Origin of the sequence: Micromonospora echinospora (assembly GCF_014203425.1) — a bacterium.
GTDB lineage: Bacteria > Actinomycetota > Actinomycetes > Mycobacteriales > Micromonosporaceae > Micromonospora > Micromonospora echinospora_A.
The window spans coordinates 1,344,932-1,365,620 of the sequence record NZ_JACHJC010000001.1; the positions used below are offsets into that span (position 1 = coordinate 1,344,932).

The following is a 20,689-nucleotide window of genomic DNA, read 5'->3' on the forward strand; positions in this document are numbered from 1 at the left end:
CACTGGCCCGGCTCCCGGCGCCCGGCGAGGATCATTCCAGTCGATCTTTTGAGGGGGCGTCATGCGGGTGGCGGTGTTCGGGGCGTACGGGCACACCGGGCGGTTCGTGGTGGCGGAGCTGCGCGAGCGGGGGTACGAGCCGCTGCCGCTCGGGCGCGACGCCGGGAAGCTGGCGGCCGCGTTCCCGGAGGGGGAGCACCGGGTGGCGTCGGTGGATGATCCGGGCTCGTTGGGCCGGGCGCTGGCCGGGGCGGCGGCGGTGGTCAACTGCGCCGGGCCGTTCGCCTCGACCGCGGGCCCGCTGATCGAGGCCGCGTTGCGCGCCGGGATTCCCTACGTCGACGTGGCGGCCGAGATCGAGGCCAACCGGGACACGTTCGCGCACTATGCCGAGCGTGCCGAGGCCGCCGGTGTCGCGGTGGTGCCCGCGATGGCGTTCTTCGGCGGACTCGGTGACCTGCTGGTGACCGCCGCGATGGAGGACTGGACGGCGGCCGACGAGGCGCACGTCGCGTACGGGCTGAGCAGCTGGCACCCGACGGCCGGGACGGTCGCCTCCGGCGTCGTGTCGCGCGAGCGCCGCGACGGCCGGCGGCTCCGCTTCACCGACGGGCGTCTGGTGTACGCCGACGGCAACCTGCCCCGGCTGGACTGGGAGTTCCCGGCGCCGCTGGGGGTGCGGCCGGTGCTCGGCGAGTTCACCATGGCCGACGTGGTGACGGTGCCCAGCCACCTGGACATCCCGGAGTTGTGCACGTACATGACCGCCGACGCTGCCCGCGACCTGGCGGCGGGCGACGCTCCGGCCGCTGTGGACGAGCACGGCCGGTCCGCGCAGACGTTCACTGTCGACGTGGTGGTGCGGGCCGGCGACGTCCGGCGGCGGGTGGTCGCGCAGGGGCAGGACATCTACGCGGTCACCGCGCCGCTCGCGGTGGAGGCGACGCACCGTGTCCTGACCGGGCGGACCCGGGTGAAGGGTGTCGCCTCGGCCGGCCGGATCTTCGACGCGCCGGACTTCCTGCGCGCGCTGTCGGACCACCTCACAGTGCGGTCGTCGGCGGTGTGACGGACGGAAACGGCCGGTCCACCCCGATCGGGTGGGCCGGCCGTTTCGCGGGGTGGTCAGCAGCTGGTGTAGCCGCGGCCGCCCTTGCCCCAGCTGCAGCTGTCGACCAGGCTGCCGGAGGGGTTGCGCAGGTAGGCGGTGTCGCCGTCGTTGTTCCAGACGTACGCGGCGCGGCCCCAGTAGCGGTGGGTGCCCTTGTTGGTGCCCTTGCCGGTGTGGATGACGATGCTGTTCCCGGCGGCCACCTTGAAGTCGCCGGTGAACGAGTAGACGTGGCCGGCCTTGTCGCGCACGTAGTAGCCCTTGAGGTTGAGGACCGTCTTGCGCTTGTTGGTCAGCTGGACGTACTCGGCGTTCAGGCTCGCGTTCGAGCGGGTGTCCTTGCCGGGGGAGTCGTAGTACACCTTGGTGATCATGAAAGGTGGCGTGGCGGCCTGGGCCGGAGCGGCGGCGGCGAAAGTGCCGGCGAGGGCGATGGTGATCGCCGACGCGATGCCGAGAAGCCTTCTGCGCACGATGTCCCCTTGAGGTCAGAGCGGTGTTGGCGGGCGAGAGCGTAGCGAGGATTCCCAGCCGAATTTGTTCCCACGAGGCGTGTCCGGCGGTTTCGGCCCGGCCGGCGGGTCCGATGTGGCCGGTTGTCGAACCGGCCTGGTCGGTGGGGTGAGGATGGGACGCCGGAACGGTTACGCATCCACATATGCCGATTGACAATGTTTGGAATCCAAACTTATTCTCGCGCTGGGCGGGTGCGCGCCCCGCCTTCCCCGTCCACGCGCCCACCCCACCACGAAGGAACCACCATGTTCCGCTCTTTCCGTACCGCCCGATTGCGGGTCGGCCTGGTCGCGGCGACCGCCGCCACACTCGTGGCCGGCACCGCACTGCTGGCGACGAACGCCCAGGCGGCGGCCGGCTGCCGCGTCACCTACACGACCGCCAGCCAGTGGCCCGGCGGCTTCACCGCGAACGTCGACGTGACGAACCTCGGTGACCCGGTCAACGGCTGGAGCCTGCGCTGGACGTTCCCGTCCGGCCAGCGGGTCACCCAGGCGTGGAGCGCCAACGTCACCTCCTCCGGCGCCGACGTCACCGCCACCAACGTCGGCTACAACGGCGCCATCGCCACGAACGGCACCGTCTCGTTCGGCTTCAACGGCTCCTGGACCGGCGCCAACACCGCGCCCACCGCGTTCACGCTCAACGGCGTGGCCTGCACCGGCGGCGTCGGCGGAACCACCCCGCCGCCGAGCACCACGCCGCCGCCGACCACCCCGCCCCCGACCACGCCGCCGCCCACCACCCCGCCGCCGGCCGGCAACGCCATGGCCGCCGTCGCCGCCATGCAGCCCGGCTGGAACCTCGGCAACTCCTTCGACGCGGTCGGCGCGGACGAGACCGCCTGGGGCAACCCGCGGGTCACCGAGGCGCTGCTGGACAACGTCCGGGCGCAGGGCTTCAACAGCATCCGCATCCCGGTGACCTGGAGCAACCACCACGGCGCCGCGCCGAACTACACGATCGACTCCGCCTGGCTCAACCGGGTACGCGAGGTGGTCGGCTGGGCGCTCGCCGACGGCTTCTACGTGGTGCTCAACATCCACCACGACTCGTGGCAGTGGATCAACACGATGCCCACGGACCGCACCAACGTGCTGAACCGCTACAACGCGCTCTGGACCCAGATCGCCGCCGCGTTCAAGGACTCCTCACCGAAGCTCACCTTCGAGAGCGTCAACGAGCCGCAGTTCACCGGCAGCTCCGGCGACGCGCAGAACGCCACGCTGCTCAACGAGCTGAACACGTCGTTCCACCGCATCGTCCGCCAGTCCGGCGGAAACAACGCCACCCGGCTGCTCGTCCTGCCGACCCTGCACACCTCCGCCGAGCAGGCCCGGGTGGACGAGCTGGTCAGCACGTTCAACACGCTCAACGACCCGAACCTGATCGCCACCGTGCACTTCTACGGGTACTGGCCGTTCAGCGTGAACGTCGCCGGCGGCACCAAGTTCGACGCCACGGTCCAGCAGGACCTGACCGACCAGTTCGACCGCGTCTACAACGCCTTCGTCACCCGCAACATCCCGGTCATCATCGGCGAATACGGGCTGCTCGGCTTCGACCGGCACACCGGCACCATCGAGCAGGGCGAGAAGCTCAAGTTCTTCGAGTTCCTCGGCCACTACGCGCGCAGCCGCAAACTGACCACCCAGCTCTGGGACAACGGCCAGCACCTCGACCGCACGTCCTTCGTGTGGAAGGACCCCGAGCTGTTCGCGCAGATCAAGTCGAGCTGGACCACCCGCTCCGGCACCGCGTCCAGCGACCAGGTGTACGTGCCGCGTACCGGCACGATCACCGCCAAGAGCCTGACGCTCAACCTGAACGGCACCACGTTCCAAGGGCTGCGCCAGGGCACCACCGACCTGGTCAACGGCACCGACTACACGGTCTCCGGCAGCACCCTGACGCTCACCGCGTCGGCGCTCACCCGGCTGGTCGGCTCCCGCGCGTACGGCGTGAACGCCAACCTCCAGGCGCGCTTCTCCGCGGGTGTGCCGTGGCGGATCAGCATCATCACGTACGACCCGCCGGTGCTGTCGAACGCCACCGGCACCACCGCGGCGTTCACGCTCCCGGCGCAGTTCCGCGGCGACCAGCTCGCCACCATGGAGGCGAAGTACGCGGACGGCAGTAACGCCGGCCCGCACAACTGGACCTCGTACAAGGAGTTCGACGTGACGTTCGCGCCGAACTACACCGGCAACACGATCGCGCTGAAGCCGGAGTTCTTCGCCGAGGTCAACGACGGTCAGCGGGTCACCCTGACGTTCCACTTCTGGAGCGGCACGAAGCTGACCTACTACGTGACGAAGTCCGGCAGCACCGTCACCGGCACGGTGAGCTGACGGCGACGGCACGGCTCGCGGCGGTGGGCGTCGACACCGCCGCGAGCCGGTTCCGGCGGAGATTCCCGCCGGACCGATGAATTCCCGGACCGGCGACGGTCGACAGAGGCATGAACACGCTTACTCTGCAGACGCCCGAGGTCGACCTCGTCTACGACATTCGCACGCCGAGCGCCGCCGACACCGGACACCGCCCGCTGTTCATGATCGGCCAGCCCATGTGCGCCGACGGCTTCGCCACGCTGGCCTCGTACTTCCCGGAGCGGACCGTCGTCACGTACGACCCGCGCGGGCTCGGGCGCAGCGTCCGCAAGGACGGCCGCGGCGACGACGTGCCCGAGGTCCAGGCCCGGGACGTACGCGACATCATCGAGGCCCTCGGCGCGGGACCGGTGGACATGTTCGCCAGCAGCGGCGGCGCGGTCACGGCGCTCGCCCTGGTGGCCGCCTACCCGGATGCGGTGGCCACGCTCGTGGCGCACGAGCCACCGCTGATCCAGGTGCTGCCCGACGCCGAGGCCGCCCGCCGAGCCACGGCCGCCTGCCAGGCGGTGTACCAGAAAAAAGGCTGGGGCGCCGCCATGGCGGCGTTCGTGGCGATGACGTCGTGGCGGGGCGAGTTCACCGACGAGTACTTCGCCCAGCCGCTGCCCGACCCGGCCGCGTTCGGCATGCCGACCGAGGACGACGGCAGCCGGGACGACCCGCTGTTCTCCGACCGCGCCGCGGCGGTCACCAGTTTCCGGCCGGACGTGGACGCGCTGCGCGCGGCGCGTACCCGGGTCGTCGTCGCGGTGGGCGAGGAGTCGGCGGACACCTTCACCGGACGCACGTCGGTGGCCGCGGCCGAGCTGCTCGGCGGGAAGGCCGCGGTCTTCCCCAGCCACCACGGCGGGTTCCTGGGTGAGGAGACGGGCTACGCCGGGCAGCCGGAGGCGTTCGCGCGCCGGCTGCGGGAGATCCTCGACGGCGCCGCCTGACCGTGCTCAGGCGCGGCGCACGTCGGTGACCATGACCGGGTAGGGGCCGGCCGGCATGTCGGCCCCTGCCTGGTCGGCGGGGACCACGTTCGCCATCCTCAGCCGCAGGGTGGCCGGGTCGGCGGTGTCCACAGTGATCCGCCACTCCCATCCGCCGCCGTACCCGGCGCTCAGCTCGACCGCCGCCGCGCCGCCCGCCGTGCCGGTCAGCGTCATGGGCGTCGGCTGCTGGTGCCACGAGTCGCCCCACCAGGCGACGAGCGAGCCCGGCTGCTCGCCGGCGGCGATCACCACCAGACCGTCCTGCGGCCCGTCGTCCGGATGGGCCCACGAGTACGACACGGTGGTCAGGTGACCACCGGCGGCGGTCGCGACGGTGGCGGTGGCCGGCGACTCGGCGAGCGGATCGGCGGGCATCAGACGGAAGCCGCTGGTGCCGGCCCAGGACCCGGTGACGTCAGTGAGAACCATCGACCCAGGATAGGAACCACCCCCGACACCGCCCGCCGACGCGGGTCACGCGGCGCGCCACCTCGCCCGGTCCTCGCCGGCCTTGCGCGTGCAGCGCATCAGCGTGCCCTTGGCGGTACGGCCGGTCGCGCCGACCGGCGAGCAGAAGGCGCCAGGGTGGACGGAGCCCTGGACGGTGCCGGTGGACGGCTTGGTGGTCCGCGGCGCGCTCGTGGTCCGCTTCGGCGTCGGCTTGGGCGTGGTCCGCTTCGGCTTCGGCCGGGGCGCCGGCCGCGCGGTCGCGGTCTGCGGCGACGGCTCGGCGGACCGCGTCGTCGGCAGGGCGGACGGCGAATCGGTCGGTGTGGCGACGTTCGAGGGCGAGCCGGACGAGTGGGCGGCAGGGGGCGGGCCGGCACTGCGCGCGGTCGCGGACGAGGCCGCGCTGATCGACGCGGGCTTCTCGTCCGTCGCGCCGCCGACGGCGGCGAGCCCGCCGCCGCAGCAGCACAGCATCAGCACGCCGCCGGACACGAGCACGGCTTTCGTACCGCCGGAGAGCCGGCGCCACCAGGACTGCTTCGGCATCGGCCATGATCTCTGCGGTGATGGCTTGGTCACGCCACACAGTCTGCTTGCGCCATCAATGATTGCGATTGGTCAACTGGCGCGTTTCGCATCGACGCTCGGCGACATGGGCCAACAATCCGTCGGCATGCTCAGCCGACCGATGAAAGTCAGGGCACAGCCGACCCATCGGCGGTCCCCGATCGGGAGGCGCGACGCCGCCAGGCGTACGCATTGATCTGCCGATCATCGTGGGTGACCGGACGCCGCGAGATCTTGGAAGATTTCGGCCCCTATGAGGGCCGTCTGCTTCCAAGATCTGCGCTTTGGGGAGTGCGGAGGCGCTAGACGGTGAAGTTGTCGTCGGCGTCGCGGGCGTCCTCCTGGATGTGCTCGCCAGGGCGCTTGCCGCGGATTTCGTCCAGTTCCCGCACCCGGTCGGCTTCGGCGTGTTCGTCCTGGTTCAGGTCGCCCAGGCGTGCCCGGGCCGGACCGGCCAGGTTCTCCAGGTCGTTGTTCGCCCGCTCGACGCTCATGCCGCCTCCCCGGATCGTCGCGTGGCGGCCCTCGCCGCCTGCCACGCCGCGTCCCCGTTGACCCGCACGGCAAACCGCCGCCACCGGATCCGCGTCAGCCCGCAGCCCGGCACGACCCGCGCCGCCCGGCCGTGGGCGCGCCGCCCGGGCCGTGGGCGCGCCGGGCGGCTATGCCGGCGGCAGTGCCGTGAGCAGGTCCTCGGCGTGCCGCAGCGTGTCGGCCAGCCGGGCGCGCGACTCGTCGTCCAGCGGGACCGCCCGGGCCTGCCGCACCAGTTCCCGGGCGGCCTCCGGCTCCCCGAGTTGCAGCGCCAGCTCGGCCCGGTAGACCAGCGCCTCCACCAGGACCGCGGGGTCGTCGGCCGCGCCCGGCCGGGCCAGCGCGCCGTCGAGAATGCGCGCGGCCTGACCGGGATTGCCGCGCGAGTCGCCCTGCACCACGGCGTTGCCCAGCGTGCGGGCGAGCCCGCCCCGGTCGTCGGCGTCCGGCGCCGAGGCCCGGGTCACGAACCGGATCCAGTTGCCGCCCGGGTCGACGATGCTGAACCCGGAGTGCCCGTCCTGATTGCGGCGGGGTCGGGGCCGGGTCATCCGGGGTACGCCGGCGACCAGCACCTTGCCGTACGTGGCGCGCATGCCGTCGGCGAAGGCGCGGTGCAGGCCGGCCAGGTCGTCCACCACCACCACCAGGCAGGAGCCGTACGAGTCGGAAATGACCATTCGGGCGGCGGGCACCGTCCGAACGGTCACCGGGGCCGGTCCGAGACGGACCGGCCCCGGTGCGGGTCAGGCGCGGGTCAGGGCTTCCAGGACCCGGCGGTACGGAAGCGGTGCTTGTACTCGACGACGCCGTTCTGGTCCTTGACGTCGAAGATGAGCTGACCGCTGCGCTTGGAGCCGGCGGGCAGGTTGTTGCCCGAGGTCATCAGCTTGCCGCACCCCGAGAAGGCGCCGCCGATGCCGTTCTCCTCGGTGCCGTCCTCGGCCACCCAGGAGAAGTAGAACGGGTTGATCGAACCGGTGCCCTTGGTGATCTCGGCGGTCACGTCGGCGATCATGAACATGCCCTTCTTCGGGCCGGGCATGATCTCGTTGCAGGCGGCGTTCCGGGTCCGGAAGTTTCCGACAGTGATCTCGATGGTGCCGTCGGTGTCGTTGATGATCAGCTTGTCGCCGGCCGGCATGTTGAAGGTCTTGTCGTCGGTGGTGCCCGGCTGCGGCGTGCCGGTGGGAGCGCCGGTCGGGGTCTCCTGGGCCGGGGCGCTGTCGGTGACGCCCGGCGTGGGCGGCGAGTCGACGACCTCCTGGGCCTTGTTCACGCCACTGTAGACGGCGAAGATGCCGCCACCGCAGCAGAGCAGCAGCAGGAGCGCCGCGACGATGCCGATCGTGATCCAGACGTTCTTGTTCGAATTCTTGGCCGGCGGCCCGAACGGCGCCCCCGGCGGCGGATACGGCGCGCCGCCGGGCGCGTACGGCTGCCCACCGCCCGGCGGCGGGTAGCCCCCCGGCGGCTGATACGCCCCGCCCGGCTGCTGGTACTCACTGCCCGGCGGCGGGTACGGCGCGCCCGGCTGCTGGTACTCGCTACCGGGGGGCGGGTACGCGGCGCCCGGGGGCTGGTACTCGCTACCGGGGGGCGGGTACGGCGCGCCCTGGGCCTGGTACTCGCTGCCAGGCGGCTGATACGCCGCGCCCGGCGGCTGGTATTCGCTGCCCGGCGGCGGGTAGGGCACGCCCGAGGTCGGCGGATACGGCGCGCCCGAAACGGGCGGCTGCGGCGTGCCCGGGGGCGGCGGATAGGGCGCGTCTGAGACCGGGGGCGGCGGCTCGTACGGGTCGCTCGGCGGCATCGGCGCGGTGGGGAACGCCTGCGTCGGCGGCTCCGGTGGCTGCTGGTTCGGGTCCGGTGACCCGGACGGAGGCTGAGGGTGGCTCACCGTACTCCTTGGGGCGCCTTCGGGGCTTTCAGTCGGAACGACGGTACAAGCCTGCGGCAACCTGGCTGACAGGGCGTCATCGATGTGGCAGGACGGCGGCGGTGCGCACCAGATCGTCGTCCACCGCGAATCGTCCGGTCACGCGGGACGGCGGGTCGGCCACCGGAGCGGCGGCGAGGCGGGCCGGCGCGATCTCGGCGTGGAACGTGCCCGCCTCCGGGTCGAGCGTGACGCGCGCGTCGGCGAAGCCCAGCCAGGTCCCGACGAGCGGGTGCCAGACCTTGTAGACGGTCTCCTTGGCGCTGAACAACACGGTTGGCCAGGGCGTCCCGGCCGGCAGCCGGGCCAGGTCCGCCTCCTCGTCGGGGCGGCACACCTTCCGTCGTACCCCGGGGGAGAGCGGGCGGAGCCGCTCGGCGTCGATGCCGACGGCGCGCACGTCGGCGGCGCGGGCGGCGGCGGCCGCGCAGTAGTCCCGGGTGTGGGTGATCGCGCCGACGACGCCGGGCGGCCAGACCGGGGCCCGGTCCGCGCCGGCCGGTACCGCCGTGGCGGTCAGGCCGAGCGTGGCGAGCGCGCGGCGGGCGCAGACCCGGCCGGCGGTGAAGTCGCGGCGGCGGTGCAGCACCGCGCGGTCGCCGAGGGCGGCCTGTTCGGCCGGAAGCAGTTCGCCGGACCAGTCGGCCGGTCCGGCCACCGACACGGCGACCACGGCCGGCAGCAGATCACGCACGTGTGGTGGATGACGGGGACACGCGGTGAACGTACCGTAACGCTGGAGCGTGCCGCGGCGCTGAAGGGATGTTGCCGGGAGGCAACCGGTCCATCACCACCACGAACCCGAACAGAGAAGGAGCGGCGGATGACGCGTGGCGCGGAGGCACCGGGGAGGCGGGACGGCGAGCACGTGCCGGTGACCCCCGACTGGACCTGTGGCTCGTGCGGTGACGACTGGCCCTGCGCCACGAAACGTCACCACCTGCTGCACGAGTATCAGGTGGATCGGGCGTCGTTGAGCGTCTATCTCGGCTCCTGCCTGGCCGCGGCCACGCAGGACCTGCGCTCTGTGCCGGTCACCGCGCTCCAGGACCGGTTCATCGGCTGGGTGCCGCGCGGCCCGAGGACGATCTGAGCTCCCGGTGGCCGTCGCGTCGGGTCCACGACGGCCACCGGAAGTGGTCCTCAGCTGCGGCGGGGCCGCCGGGTGAGCGCGAAGCCGACCACGCCGGCCACGGCGGCGAGCACGCCGCCCACGCCGGTCCACACCCAGCGCGAGCCCGCGTCGGGGAGCCAGCCGGTCAGGTCGGTCTCCTCCTCGGCCACCGGCTCGGGCGTCGGCTCGGCGGCGAGCACCTTGCCCGCCCTGGTGTTCGGCACCAGCGGCGCGGCCAGCTCGCCGTCGTCGCCGGACGCGCCGCCCTCGTCGGTCGCGCCGACGAGCATCTCCACCTCGACCGGCAGGCCGAGGTCGGGCTCGGGCAGGTCGGTGACGGAGAGCCGGACGTAGTAGGTGCCGGGCAGCGGGTCGCCCGACCATGGCTCGGCCCACTGTCGTACCCGGCGCAGCGTGCAGCCGAGCGCCACGCTCGTCGCCGCCGCGTCCACTGTCGGCGTCTGCGCGCCGGCCGTGCACGCCTGCCGGCGGCGCAGCCCGTCGAAGACGTCGACGGTCCAGGTGGACGCGCCGGTGCGACGCTTCGGGAACGTGACGGTGGCGGTGATCTCGTGCACCTGCCCGGCGTCGGCCCGGAACGACCAGTACAGGTGGTCGCCGGTCGACGCGCCCACCTGCACCGGCTGCCCGGCGGTGACGGTCGTGGCGGTGAGGAACGAGGTGCCGGCCTTGGTCACGGTGGTCGCGCCCGGTGACGGGCTGGGCGCGGCCAGGGCCGCCGCCGGGGTGAGGGCGAGTGCCGTGACGGCCGTCGCCGCCGCGGCGCGAATCAGCGTACGCATGCTCAGTTCACCCTCCACGTGTGCACCCACCAGCGGGTGAGCAGTCCGGCGACCAGCCCGGTGAGCAGTCCGGCAAGCGTGAGCAGGAGCAGCAGCACCCAGCCGCGGCCGAGGTCCGGCCCGTCCGGGGCGGGGGAGGCGGCCACCACGTCGACTGTCAGCTCCACCGGCATGCCCGGCTGGGCCTGCGTACCGGGCCGGGCCGCGAACGAGTTGCTGACCACCAGGCAGACGGTTCGTACTGCCTGCTCCGCGCCGGGGCTCGGCTCCGGGCTCGGGCCGTCGTCGTCCTCCTCTTCGGCGGCCGACCAGCGCAGGCCGGCGGAGATCACGTCGGTGCGCCCGCTTCCGGCGTCGACGCCCCGGACCAGTTCCCGCCCGTCCGGCGCGGTGGCGCGCAGCAGCACGCCGTAGTCCGGGTTGACCGGCCGGTCCAGCGCGACGCTCACCGAGGCGCGCAGTTCCTGCCCGGGCCGCACCGGCACCCGGTACCAGCGGTGCTCGGAGAACGCCTCCCGGTCGCTGTAGACGCCCGGGGCGAGCAGCGGCGCGCCCTGGCACGCCGCGCCGCCACCGACCACCGCCGGGGTGGCCGTGTACGTGTCCCGGGCCCGGTCGACAAGCTGCTTGATCCGGCCGGTCAGCTCGTCGGCGCTCTGCGCCGCCGTGTAGGTGCCCCCTGTCGCGCCGGCGATGCAGAGCAGCTGCCGGCGTACCTTCTCGTCCGGGGCGAGACCGAGCGTGTCGACGACGAGCCGGGTGCCCTGGGCGGCCAGTTCGCGCGCCACCTCGCACGGGTCGGGCGGGGCGCAGGTGTCCTCGCCGTCGGTGATCAGCACGATCCGGCGGGCGGTGCTGCCGGTGCCCAGGTCCTGCGCGGCGGAGCGCAGCGCCAGCCCGACCGGTGTGAAACCGGTCGGGCGTAGCCCGGCGACGGCGGCCTTGGCCTGGGTACGGTCCACCGGGCCGACCGGCACGATCTGCTGGGTGTCCAGGCAGCCCTGCTTCTTGTCCTTGCCCTGGTAGGTGGCGCCGAGCACCCGGATGCCGAGCTGTGTCTCGTCCGGCAGGGCGTCGACCACCTCGTTGAACGCCTGCTGCGCGACGGAGATCCGGCTGCGCCCGTCGATGTCCCGGGCCCGCATCGAGCCACTGACGTCGAGGACCAGCTCGACCTTGGGCGGCTCGGCGACCGGCTCGGTGGTCTCGTCGTCGGCCCCGGCAGGGCTCGGCCCGATCAGCGCGGCGGCCGCCAGGAGTCCGAAGAGGACAATCGTCGATCGTCTCTTGTTGATCACTGGGCGAAGTGTAGTGAGATCCACTTTGGAAGATCATCCGGGTCTGGCGACCCTCCGCGCGGCCGTTGCGCCGGAGATCGAACCCGTTATGTTCCCGCAGGATGACCCACGGTTAGATGATTGAGGCGACCTTCCGGAAGTGGCGTGCCCGTCGTAAATCTGACCGGCCCGCACCCGTTGTGCCCGTGCCGGAGTGTGGTTAAGCTCTGTCTTGCGCGCCCCAATCGCCCGCTTCCCCCGTGGCAGGCGATCGGGGCGCGCTTCTTTGTGCCGGCGCCCGCGCCTCAGATCCAGCGGCCGTCCAGCCACATGCGCGCCGACCACTCCGCGTACGGCAGCACCCGGCCCACGAAGATCGGGTAGAAGTACGCGAAACAGAGCGCCACCAGCAACACGTAGGCGCCCGCGATGATCCCGCCCACCATCCGCCGATCCCGTAGCTGTTGCGGGTCGGGCGGCGCGGCCGTGGCGGTCGTCGCGGTCACCGGCGCCGGGGTGGTGATCGCCCCGAGCACATAGACCACCGCGAGCACCAGGAACGGCACCGCCGGCGCGGCGTAGAAGGAGAACATCGTCCGGCCGTCGAGGGCGAACCAGAACCAGGGCAGCAGGCCGGCGGCGACGCTGAGCAGGATCGCGCCCGCCCGCCAGTCCCGCCGGGCCAGGCCGAGCCAGGCGGTCGCGGCGATCGCCGGCAGGAACGACCACCACAGCAGCGGGGTGCCCAGCAGCAGCACCTCCGAGGCGCAGCTCGGCGCGCCGCAACCGCCGTCCCCGGACCAGTGGAACGCCACCGGGCGGCCGAGCAGCAGCCACTGCCACGGCCAGGACTGGTACTTGTGCGGGTCGTCGAGCTGGGTGTGGAACCCGTACGAAGCCTTGTGGTATTCCCACAGGTTGTTCAGCGCCCCGATGAACGGGGTGTCGCTCAGCTCCGGGTTGTTCGGGTAGCGCTCGGCCAGGCGGTAGTAACCCTCGTCGCTGAGCAGCCAGCCCGACCAGGTCGCGACGTAGGTGACCACCATCAGCACGCCGGCCGCGAGCAGCCAGGGCAGCTCGTCCAGCACCGCGTCACGCCACGGGCGGCGGACCCCGGCCGAACGGCGGACGCCCACCTCCCAGAGCAGCACCAGCAGCGCGAACGCCGGCACGAAGTAGATCGCGCTCCACTTGACCGAGCAGGCGCAACCGAGCAGCACCCCGGCCGCCAGCCGCCACCACGGCCAGTTCCGCCACCCGGACGGAGGCCGCCCGGCCCGGCCCGGCCTGGTCGGGTCGAGCCCGGCCTCCAGGGCCCGCGTCCAGCGCCGCCGCCGGGCGTCCCGGTCGAGCACCAGCGCGCCGAACGCGGCCAGCACGAACAGCAGCAGGAAGATGTCGAGGATGGCCGTGCGGGACAGCACCAGGTGGAACCCGTCGAGCGCGAGCAGCAGACCCGCCGCGCAGCCGAGCACCGTGGAGCGGAACATCCGCCGGCCGATGCGGACCAGCAGCAGCACCGACAGCGTGCCGGCCACCGCCGCGCCGAACCGCCAGCCGAACTCCGGCGACGTCGTGATCAGGTGGCCCGGCACCGAGACGCCGCTGTCCGCGTCCTGGTAGCCGAAGGCCCACTCGCCGATCCCGATCATCCACTTGCCCAGCGGTGGATGCACCACGTACGACGGGCCGTTGTCCTTGTAGTTCCACTCGACGCCGCGGTCGATCAGCCCGTACGCGTCCTTGGCGTAGTAGGTCTCGTCGAAGACCTTGCCGGGCGGGAAGCTGAGACCCACGAAACGCAGGATCGCCGCGATCGCCACCACCACGGCGGTGGCCAGCCACGCCTGCCCTCGACCGATGCGGTCATCGACGGTGGCGAGCCGGCGCCGGACGGCGGCCGGAAGGCCGCCCCCGTTGCCGTCGCCCCGCTCGGCGGTGGAGGGATCCGGGTTCGCGCTCTGTGCTGTCGACGCACTCGTCACCCGGCGATCGTAGGCTGCGAGGGTGCCCGGTGGCGTCCGTCGTCTCCGAAATTGGTACGACCTTCGATGAAGGAGCGCACGCCGTGGGGGAAATGTCCGAGGTCGGACGGCTGGTGTTGCTCGGCGCGCCGTTGGGCAACCCGGCCGACGCGTCCGCCCGGTTCCGCGAGGTGCTGGCCGCCGCCGACGTGGTCGCCGCCGAGGACACCCGGCGGCTCACCCGGCTGGCCCGCGACCTCGACGTGACAGTGCCGGGCCGGATCGTCTCCTACTTCGAGGGCAACGAGGAGCGGCGTACCCCGGAACTGGCCGAGGTGCTCACCGCCGGCTACACGGTAGCGCTGGTCACCGACGGCGGCATGCCGAGCGTCTCCGACCCCGGATACCGGCTGGTCCGGGCCGCCCTGGACGCGGGCGTGCCGGTCACCGCGGCGCCCGGGCCGAGTGCGGTCACCACCGCGCTGGCGCTGTCCGGGCTGCCCTGCGACCGGTTCTGCTTCGAGGGTTTCCTGCCCCGTACCCCCGGCACCCGCCGCTCCCGCCTGCGGTCCCTCGCCGCCGAGGACCGCACGCTCGTGTTCTTCGAAGCGCCGCACCGCATCGTCGGCGCGCTCGCCGACCTGGCCGAGGCGTTCGGCAGGGACCGGCCCGCCGCGCTCTGCCGGGAGCTGACCAAGACCTACGAGGAGGTGGTCCGCCGCCCGCTGGGCGACCTGGCCGAGTGGGCCGCCGCCGGCGACCCCCGGGGCGAGATCACGCTCGTCGTGGCGGGCGCGCCGGCCACGCCCGCGGTCCGACCCGACGACGACACGCTGCGCGCCGCGGTGGCCGAGCGCGAGGCGGCCGGGCTGTCCCGGCGCGACGCGATCACCGAGGTCGCCACCGCGTACGGGCTGCGACGGCGGGAGGTCTACGCCGTCGTGCACCAGTGAAAGGAAGGGCCCCCTGTTAACGCCTCAGGTAGAGGAAGGGCCCCCGCTTAACACCTCCCTCACCAGGCGGCGGCCAGGAACCCGACGGTGATCAGCGCCGGCCCGGCCAGCGCCAGGCCGACCGCCCAGCGGCGCTGCCGCTCGTCCGCCAGCCGGATCGCCCCGGTCCACCTGGCGATCCCGGCGGCGCACCCGGCCACCAGCGCCAGCCCGAGCAGCCAGCGCAGGTGCCGTCCGGGGCCGGTGTCCGCGTAGGCGGTGGAGCCGTCCGGCCCGGTCATCCGTGCCGGCAGCAGGGTGCCGGTGGCGGTTCGCCCGGCCGGTACGCCGCTGACCCGTACACCCTGGGCCTGGAACCGGTCGCCGTCGGCCAGGAAGATCCCCCGGCAGCGTTGGGTGAGCCCGCCGCCCGCGCACTCGGTGATCATCACGGTGCCGCCGGTCGAGTGCCCGGCCGCCAGCCAGAACGGCCCGGCGCTCACCCAGGCGAAGAACGCGGCGAGCAGGCTCAACGTCAGCAGCACGGCGAGGCCGACGGGCGGGGTCGGCGGGGGGACCGGGCGTTCCGGCTCGCGGCGGACCGGCGGCCGGACGGGGAGCGGATGCGGCTCGTCGCGCAGCGGCGTGCCGTCCCAGTGCACCTCCTCGATCGGCGCCCAGCCGCCCGCCTGCGCGGCCTTGCGCTGCCAGCGCGGCTGCCGCACCGGTACCCGGCTCGGCACCGCGTCCACCGGCGCGCCGGTGGTGGGCTCCACCTCGACCGGCGGGTCCGCCGGGTCGAGCCGGGGCTGCGGCGCGACGGGCGCGCCCGCCGGGGCGGGACGCGCCCGCCGGGTGGTGGCCGCCGGCTCCGGCACCGCTGGTCTGTTGGTCACGATGTTCATTTCACACCGGTACGCCCGGCTTGCGAGGAAGCTCATGCCGCGTGTCGGCGACAAATCGGACGTACGGCTGGCGCCTGCCGCCCATTGGTTCGCGGCCGGCCCACCGCAATCACTAGGCTTGCTGCTCATGAGTCACGTTCTCGCAGCGGTCGCCTGGCCCTACGCCAACGGCCCGCGCCACATCGGCCACGTATCCGGATTCGGCGTTCCCTCCGACGTCTTCGCCCGGTACATGCGGATGGCCGGTCACGACGTGCTCATGGTCTCCGGCACCGACGAACACGGCACCCCGATCCAGGTGCAGGCCGACGCCGAGGGCGTCACCCCGCGCGAGCTGGCCGACCGGTACAACCGGGTGATCGCCGAGGACCTGCTGGCGCTGGGCCTGTCCTACGACCTGTTCACCCGTACCACCACGCGCAACCACTACGCGGTGGTGCAGGAGCTGTTCACCGGCCTGTACCGCAACGGGTACATCGTCCCGAAGGTCACCACCGGGGCGATGTCCCCGTCCACCGGCCGGACGCTGCCCGACCGCTACATCGAGGGCACCTGCCCGATCTGCGGCTACGACAGCGCACGCGGCGACCAGTGCGACAACTGCGGCAACCAGCTCGACCCGATCGACCTGATCGACCCCAAGTCGAAGATCAACGGGGAGACGCCGGAGTTCGTCGAGACCGAGCACTTCTTCCTCGACCTGCCCGCCCTCGCCGACGCGCTGCGGCAGTGGCTGGACAACCGCGAGGGCTGGCGCCCCAACGTGCTGCGGTTCTCCCGCAACCTGCTCGACGACCTCCAGCCCCGGGCCATCACCCGGGACCTGGAGTGGGGCGTGCCGATCCCGCTCGACGACTGGCGCGACCGGCCGGACAAGCGGATCTACGTCTGGTTCGACGCGGTCATCGGCTACCTGTCCGCGTCCATCGAGTGGGCCCGGCGCACCGGCGACCCGGAGGCCTGGCGCAAGTGGTGGTCGGCCGACGGCGAGGGCAAGGACGCCCGCTCGTACTACTTCATGGGCAAGGACAACATCGTCTTCCACTCGGTGATCTGGCCGGCGCTGCTCGGCGGCTACTCCGGCGAGGGCGCCCGCGACGGCGAGCCGGGCGAGCTTGGCCGGCTCAACCTGCCCACCGAGGTCGTCTCCAGCGAATACCTGACCATGGAGGGACGGAAGTTCTCCTCCTCCCGCAAGGTGGTCATCTACGTCCGGGACTTCCTGGAGCGCTACGACGCCGACGCGCTGCGCTACTTCATCGCGGTGGCCGGCCCGGAGAGCAACGACACCGACTTCACCTGGGCCGAGTTCCTGCGCCGCAACAACGACGAGCTGGTCGCCGGCTGGGGCAACCTGGTCAACCGCTCCGTCTCGATGGCGGCGAAGAACTTCGGCGCGATCCCGCCGGTCGACCCGGCCGGGCTCACCGAGGCCGACCAGGCGCTGCTGGACACCGCGAAGGCGGGCTTCGCCACCGTCGGCGACCTGATCGCCCGGCACCGGCAGAAGCAGGCCATCGGCGAGGCCATGAAGGTCGTCGCCGAGGCCAACAAGTACCTCTCCGAGCAGGCGCCCTGGAAGCTCAAGGGCGAGGACGACAAGCCCCGCATGGGCACCATCCTGCACGTCGCCCTCCAGGTGGTCAGCGACGCCAACACGCTGCTCACCCCGTTCCTGCCGCACTCCGCCCAGAAGATCCACGAGCTGCTCGGCGGCACCGGCACGCACGCGCCGATGCCGGTGATCGAGGAGGTCGACGACCTCGACGGCGGGCCGTCGTACCCGGTGCTGACCGGTGACTACACGGTCGGGGCGCGCTGGGAGTCCGTACCCCTGGAAGTGGGCCGGCCGCTCGCGGCGCCGAAGCCGGTGTTCCGCAAGCTCGACCCGTCCATCGTCGAGGAGGAGCTGGCCCGCCTGGCCGGCTGAGCACACGCGCGAACCGCGGCCCCGGGGATTTCCCCGGGGCCGCGGTCGTCCGCCAGGTCAGGCGGTCGCCATGCTCGGCGTGCCGATGAACTCCATGATGGCCTTGTTGACCTCGGCGGGATGGGTCCACGGCGTGCCGTGCGGCGCACCCTTCAACGTGACCAGCTTGGCGTCGGACAGCATGTTCACCAGCCGCTGGCCCGTCACCGGGAACGGCAGCACGTTGTCCTTGTCGCCCTGGATGATCAGCACCGGCACGTCGATGTTCGGCAGGTCACCGCGGAAGTCGGTCTGCCAGGCGTCCACCGAGTCGTGGGTGCCCTTGGCCGACGCCTGGGCGCCGATCTGCCAGTGCGCGTGGTACGCCTCGTCGCTGACCAGCTTCCCCCGGTTCTCGCTGGCGTTGAAGAACGCGTCGCAGAACTGGGTCAGGTAGGCGAACCGGTCCTGGATGATCGCCTTCTGGAACCCCTCGAACATGCTCTTGTCGACGCCCTCCGGGTCGTCGGGCGTCTTCAGCAGGTACGGCGCCAACGGGGCCATCAGGACCGCCCGGTCCACCCGGTCCGACCCGTACGCGCCCAGGTAGCGGGTCACCTCGCCGGTGCCCATGGAGTGCCCGACCAGGATCGCGTTGCGCAGGTCCAGTTCGGTCATCAGCACGTCCAGGTCGGCGGCGAACGTGTCGTAGTCGTAGCCCATGGCCGGCTGGGCGGAGTTGCCGAACCCACGCCGGTCGTACGTGATCACCCGGTATCCGGCGTTCAGCAGCGGACCGCTCATCTTCTCCCACGTCGCCCCGTTGAACGGGAAACCGTGGATCAGCACGACCGGCTGACCGGAACCGTGATCCTCGTAGTAAAGGTCGATGGGTGCGGAGTTCTCCGTACCGACTGTGACAAAAGGCATGTCGGGAATTCCCCCTCGCGCGGGTTTCTCGGACGCCCCACGCCTTCCCGACGTGCCCCCGTCTATGCGTGCCGGGCCGGATAGGGCAGATCCACCACCCGGTCGTCGGTCAGCTCGGCGCCCGGCGCCCAGACCTCGTAGACACCCCGTTCCAGGCACTGGGCCCCGGTCGCGGCCACCGCGTCCGGATCTGGACGGCGCAACCGCAGCCGCAGCCAGCCGCCCTCCTCCCGCAGCACCAGGCACGGCGCCCCGCGCCAGGCCGCCACCCGGAGCCGCCGGGCCGCCGCGTGCACCGGGTACCGGGCCGCCCGGGTCGTCGCCAGCACCCGGAACCCGCCCGGCTGGTCGGCCACCGCCTCGTACTCCGAACCCGCGTACGCGCCGACGAGCCGGGTCGAGCGCGGCGCCTCGCCGGTCGGCACGTACTCCTGATCTGCGGACAGGCCGGGCACCGCGGCGAGCAGGTGCCGCCACTGCGGACCCGCCAGGCGCAGCCAGCCCTGCTGCTCCGCCTGGTAGGTGTAGAGAACCACCTCCACCCCCTCGGCCGGATAGGCCAGCAGCGTCGCGTTCGCCGGCATCGGCAGGTCGGCGAACTCCCGGGTGACGAACTCCGGCACGAGCTGCGCGCTGCTCGGCACGAACCCGGTGCCCAGCACCGGCGGCCCCAGGCGGTCCCCGGGCGGCAACGCCGTCAGCCCTCGGTGCGCCTCGCCCACCGGCACGTCGTAGTCGGCCGGGTCGGCGGCCCGCCAGCGCAGCGCGTACGCCACCTCACCGCCCTCGGAGTCGCCCCGCAGCACCGCCATCCCGGCCGGAGTCCGCAGGTGCGCCACGTCGTGCTCCCGGTAGCAGAAGCCGTGCGGCAGCCAGCCCCGCACGTAGCCGGCGAGCTGCCGGGCGGAGAGCACCTTCACCATCCGGGTGCCCGGCCGGATCACCGCCGAGGCCCGCACCCCGGCCAGCGTCGGGTCACCCGCCGCCGTGGGCTGCTGGCTGAGCCGGTGTACGTACGCCCAGCCCCGGTCGCGGTGCACCGGCATCAGCAGCGGCGCGTCCGTCTCGTCGGCCGGACCGTCGGCGCCGTGCACCGCGTCCACCTCGGTCGCGTGCACGAACCGGCGCCACGGGTAGCCGCCCCCGGGCCGGGGACACCACTCGAACCCGGGCGCCTCGTCGGCGCTGAACAGCTCGTACGCCGCGCCCCGGGCGATCTCCTCGGCCGGGTGCACCCGGCCGGCGTACGTCACGCGCAACCCGGCCCGGTCGGAAGCGGGCCCGCCGGTCTGGTCGGTGACGGTCACTCCAGGACGCTAAGCCCGCCAGATGTGGGGCGTGTGAACAGCCGGTGGCGGTCCGGGAACGCCGCCCCGGGCCGGTGTGTGATGCTGGCCGCGATGACCGAGCAGACCGAGACCCGCAAGCAGCGCGCCGCCCGCCGGGCCGGGGAGTTCCCGCCCGCACCCGAGCCGCTGCCCGTGCCCGTGCTGGACAGCCACACCCACCTCGACATCACCGTCGGCGAGTTCGGGACACCCCCGGGCAGCACCCCCGGCGACGACCCGGTGGCCGCCGCGATCGACGTCGCCGCCCGGGCCGGCGTGGACCGGCTCGTCCAGGTCGGGGTGGACGTCGACTCGTCCCGGTGGAGCGCCGACGTCGCCGACCGGTACGCCCCGGTGCTCGCCACCGTCGCGCTGCACCCGAACGAGGCGCCCCGGCTGGCCGACCTCGACGAGGCGCTGCGCGAGATCGAGACGCTCGCCGGCCGGGACCGGGTACGTGGCGTCGGCGAGACCGGCATGGACTTCTTCCGTACCGGCGACGAGGGGCGGGCCGCGCAGGAGGAGAGCTTCCGGGCGCACATCGCCATCGCCAAGCGGCACGGCAAGGCGCTCGTCATCCACGACCGCGACGCGCACGCCGACGTGCTGCGCATCGTCGACGACGAGGGTGCCCCGGACACCGTGGTCATGCACTGCTTCTCCGGCGACGCCGACTTCGCCCGCGAGTGCGTCCGGCGCGGATTCCTGCTCAGCTTCGCCGGCACCGTCACGTTCGGCAGCGCCGCCGCGCTGCGCGAGGCCGCCGCCGTCACCCCGCCCGCGCAGATGCTGGTGGAGACCGACGCGCCGTACCTCACCCCGATGCCGCACCGGGGCCGGCCCAACGCCTCGTACCTGATCCCGCTGACCGTCCGCTTCCTCGCCGAGACCACCGGCGCCGACCTGGACACCCTCTGCGCCACCATCTCCACCAACGGTGAGCGCGCGTTCGGCCCGTGGCGTTAAGAAGGGGCCCCTCCATATCGCGAGGCGTTAAGAAGGGGCCCTTCCTTCCCCTCGGGCGGGGGCGCTTACGC

General features: G+C 72.7%; 20 protein-coding genes. 8 read left to right on the forward strand and 12 right to left on the reverse strand.

Annotated features, from left to right (window positions below):
• Positions 1–61 precede the first annotated feature (61 nt).
• The gene (locus FHU28_RS06535) at positions 62–1,069 is read left to right on the forward strand and encodes a saccharopine dehydrogenase NADP-binding domain-containing protein (protein ID WP_184681864.1); all 1,008 of its coding nucleotides are present in this window, start codon (positions 62–64) and stop codon (positions 1,067–1,069) included.
• A 56-nt stretch (positions 1,070–1,125) separates the two neighbouring features.
• Here FHU28_RS06535 and FHU28_RS06540 read toward each other — a convergent pair whose 3' ends face one another.
• Complete coding sequence (locus FHU28_RS06540) at positions 1,126–1,584, reverse strand: lamin tail domain-containing protein (protein ID WP_311773534.1); 459 nt, start codon at positions 1,582–1,584, stop codon at positions 1,126–1,128.
• Between the two features lie 288 nt (positions 1,585–1,872).
• Here FHU28_RS06540 and FHU28_RS06545 point away from each other — a divergent pair, with 288 nt between their 5' ends.
• Both FHU28_RS06545 and FHU28_RS06550 read left to right on the forward strand, forming a co-directional pair.
• The gene (locus tag FHU28_RS06545; RefSeq protein WP_073825434.1) at positions 1,873–3,978 is read left to right on the forward strand and encodes a cellulase family glycosylhydrolase; all 2,106 of its coding nucleotides are present in this window, start codon (positions 1,873–1,875) and stop codon (positions 3,976–3,978) included.
• Between the two features lie 110 nt (positions 3,979–4,088).
• Positions 4,089–4,958: an alpha/beta fold hydrolase gene (locus FHU28_RS06550; RefSeq protein ID WP_184681866.1), complete on the forward strand. Its 870-nt coding sequence runs from the start codon at positions 4,089–4,091 to the stop codon at positions 4,956–4,958.
• A 6-nt stretch (positions 4,959–4,964) separates the two neighbouring features.
• Here FHU28_RS06550 and FHU28_RS06555 read toward each other — a convergent pair whose 3' ends face one another.
• Positions 4,965–5,429: a hypothetical protein gene (locus FHU28_RS06555; protein WP_184681868.1), complete on the reverse strand. Its 465-nt coding sequence runs from the start codon at positions 5,427–5,429 to the stop codon at positions 4,965–4,967.
• An 88-nt stretch (positions 5,430–5,517) separates the two neighbouring features.
• Between FHU28_RS06555 and FHU28_RS06560 the strand changes: the two genes are divergently transcribed.
• Positions 5,518–6,213 carry a hypothetical protein gene (locus tag FHU28_RS06560; RefSeq protein WP_184681870.1) on the forward strand — a complete coding sequence of 232 codons (696 nt, stop codon included), beginning with the start codon at positions 5,518–5,520 and terminating at the stop codon, positions 6,211–6,213.
• Positions 6,214–6,319: 106 nt separating this feature from the next.
• On the opposite strand, the gene FHU28_RS06565 is transcribed toward FHU28_RS06560, so the two are convergent.
• From FHU28_RS06565 to FHU28_RS06580, 4 genes are all read right to left on the reverse strand, one after another.
• A complete protein-coding gene (locus FHU28_RS06565; protein ID WP_184681872.1) occupies positions 6,320–6,511 on the reverse strand; it encodes a general stress protein CsbD in 192 nt (63 codons plus the stop codon).
• A 168-nt stretch (positions 6,512–6,679) separates the two neighbouring features.
• Entirely contained in the window at positions 6,680–7,246 is a 567-nt protein-coding gene (locus tag FHU28_RS06570) for a VOC family protein (RefSeq protein ID WP_376700659.1), read from the reverse strand.
• Positions 7,247–7,308: 62 nt separating this feature from the next.
• Positions 7,309–8,451, reverse strand: a complete 1,143-nt coding sequence (locus tag FHU28_RS06575; RefSeq protein ID WP_184681874.1) for a hypothetical protein — start codon at positions 8,449–8,451, stop codon at positions 7,309–7,311.
• A 76-nt stretch (positions 8,452–8,527) separates the two neighbouring features.
• Positions 8,528–9,184 (reverse strand): 4'-phosphopantetheinyl transferase family protein, encoded by a 657-nt coding sequence (locus FHU28_RS06580; protein ID WP_184681876.1) that lies wholly within the window; start codon positions 9,182–9,184, stop codon positions 8,528–8,530.
• 129 nt (positions 9,185–9,313) lie between these two features.
• Here FHU28_RS06580 and FHU28_RS06585 point away from each other — a divergent pair, with 129 nt between their 5' ends.
• Positions 9,314–9,583: a hypothetical protein gene (locus tag FHU28_RS06585; protein WP_184681878.1), complete on the forward strand. Its 270-nt coding sequence runs from the start codon at positions 9,314–9,316 to the stop codon at positions 9,581–9,583.
• A gap of 50 nt (positions 9,584–9,633) precedes the next feature.
• On the opposite strand, the gene FHU28_RS06590 is transcribed toward FHU28_RS06585, so the two are convergent.
• The 3 genes from FHU28_RS06590 to FHU28_RS06600 all read right to left on the reverse strand — a co-directional run bounded on the left by FHU28_RS06590 (position 9,634) and on the right by FHU28_RS06600 (position 13,669).
• A complete protein-coding gene (locus tag FHU28_RS06590) occupies positions 9,634–10,407 on the reverse strand; it encodes a peptidase (RefSeq protein WP_184681880.1) in 774 nt (257 codons plus the stop codon).
• 2 nt (positions 10,408–10,409) lie between these two features.
• Complete coding sequence (locus FHU28_RS06595; RefSeq protein WP_184681882.1) at positions 10,410–11,705, reverse strand: VWA domain-containing protein; 1,296 nt, start codon at positions 11,703–11,705, stop codon at positions 10,410–10,412.
• Between the two features lie 284 nt (positions 11,706–11,989).
• Positions 11,990–13,669: a dolichyl-phosphate-mannose--protein mannosyltransferase gene (locus tag FHU28_RS06600; protein ID WP_184681891.1), complete on the reverse strand. Its 1,680-nt coding sequence runs from the start codon at positions 13,667–13,669 to the stop codon at positions 11,990–11,992.
• Positions 13,670–13,761: 92 nt separating this feature from the next.
• Between FHU28_RS06600 and rsmI the strand changes: the two genes are divergently transcribed.
• Positions 13,762–14,601, forward strand: coding sequence for a 16S rRNA (cytidine(1402)-2'-O)-methyltransferase (gene rsmI / locus FHU28_RS06605; protein WP_221453635.1), 840 nt, complete (start codon positions 13,762–13,764; stop codon positions 14,599–14,601).
• 59 nt (positions 14,602–14,660) lie between these two features.
• Here the strand turns inward: rsmI and FHU28_RS06610 are convergent, their stop codons facing one another.
• The gene (locus FHU28_RS06610; protein WP_221453130.1) at positions 14,661–15,485 is read right to left on the reverse strand and encodes a hypothetical protein; all 825 of its coding nucleotides are present in this window, start codon (positions 15,483–15,485) and stop codon (positions 14,661–14,663) included.
• A 127-nt stretch (positions 15,486–15,612) separates the two neighbouring features.
• On the opposite strand from FHU28_RS06610, the gene metG reads away from it, so the two are divergent.
• Positions 15,613–17,415 carry a methionine--tRNA ligase gene (metG, locus tag FHU28_RS06615; RefSeq protein ID WP_184681896.1) on the forward strand — a complete coding sequence of 601 codons (1,803 nt, stop codon included), beginning with the start codon at positions 15,613–15,615 and terminating at the stop codon, positions 17,413–17,415.
• Positions 17,416–17,472: 57 nt separating this feature from the next.
• On the opposite strand, the gene FHU28_RS06620 is transcribed toward metG, so the two are convergent.
• Entirely contained in the window at positions 17,473–18,324 is an 852-nt protein-coding gene (locus FHU28_RS06620) for an alpha/beta fold hydrolase (RefSeq protein WP_184681898.1), read from the reverse strand.
• A 62-nt stretch (positions 18,325–18,386) separates the two neighbouring features.
• The gene (locus FHU28_RS06625; protein ID WP_184681901.1) at positions 18,387–19,631 is read right to left on the reverse strand and encodes a hypothetical protein; all 1,245 of its coding nucleotides are present in this window, start codon (positions 19,629–19,631) and stop codon (positions 18,387–18,389) included.
• Between the two features lie 81 nt (positions 19,632–19,712).
• On the opposite strand from FHU28_RS06625, the gene FHU28_RS06630 reads away from it, so the two are divergent.
• Entirely contained in the window at positions 19,713–20,618 is a 906-nt protein-coding gene (locus tag FHU28_RS06630) for a TatD family hydrolase (RefSeq protein ID WP_184689305.1), read from the forward strand.
• The last annotated feature ends 71 nt before the right edge of the window (positions 20,619–20,689 follow it).

What these genes read in the sequence shown, in the direction of transcription:
- FHU28_RS06620 (WP_184681898.1), bottom strand. Translation starts at nt 18,324, where the DNA reads ATGCCTTTTGTCACAGTCGGTACGGAGAACTCCGCACCCATCGACCTT.
- rsmI (WP_221453635.1), top strand. Translation starts at nt 13,762, where the DNA reads ATGTCCGAGGTCGGACGGCTGGTGTTGCTCGGCGCGCCGTTGGGCAAC.
- FHU28_RS06585 (WP_184681878.1), top strand. Translation starts at nt 9,314, where the DNA reads ATGACGCGTGGCGCGGAGGCACCGGGGAGGCGGGACGGCGAGCACGTG.
- FHU28_RS06555 (WP_184681868.1), bottom strand. Translation starts at nt 5,429, where the DNA reads ATGGTTCTCACTGACGTCACCGGGTCCTGGGCCGGCACCAGCGGCTTC.
- FHU28_RS06550 (WP_184681866.1), top strand. Translation starts at nt 4,089, where the DNA reads ATGAACACGCTTACTCTGCAGACGCCCGAGGTCGACCTCGTCTACGAC.
- FHU28_RS06535 (WP_184681864.1), top strand. Translation starts at nt 62, where the DNA reads ATGCGGGTGGCGGTGTTCGGGGCGTACGGGCACACCGGGCGGTTCGTG.
- metG (WP_184681896.1), top strand. Translation starts at nt 15,613, where the DNA reads ATGAGTCACGTTCTCGCAGCGGTCGCCTGGCCCTACGCCAACGGCCCG.
- FHU28_RS06590 (WP_184681880.1), bottom strand. Translation starts at nt 10,407, where the DNA reads ATGCGTACGCTGATTCGCGCCGCGGCGGCGACGGCCGTCACGGCACTC.
- FHU28_RS06610 (WP_221453130.1), bottom strand. Translation starts at nt 15,485, where the DNA reads ATGAACATCGTGACCAACAGACCAGCGGTGCCGGAGCCGGCGGCCACC.
- FHU28_RS06565 (WP_184681872.1), bottom strand. Translation starts at nt 6,511, where the DNA reads ATGAGCGTCGAGCGGGCGAACAACGACCTGGAGAACCTGGCCGGTCCG.
- FHU28_RS06630 (WP_184689305.1), top strand. Translation starts at nt 19,713, where the DNA reads ATGCTGGCCGCGATGACCGAGCAGACCGAGACCCGCAAGCAGCGCGCC.
- FHU28_RS06545 (WP_073825434.1), top strand. Translation starts at nt 1,873, where the DNA reads ATGTTCCGCTCTTTCCGTACCGCCCGATTGCGGGTCGGCCTGGTCGCG.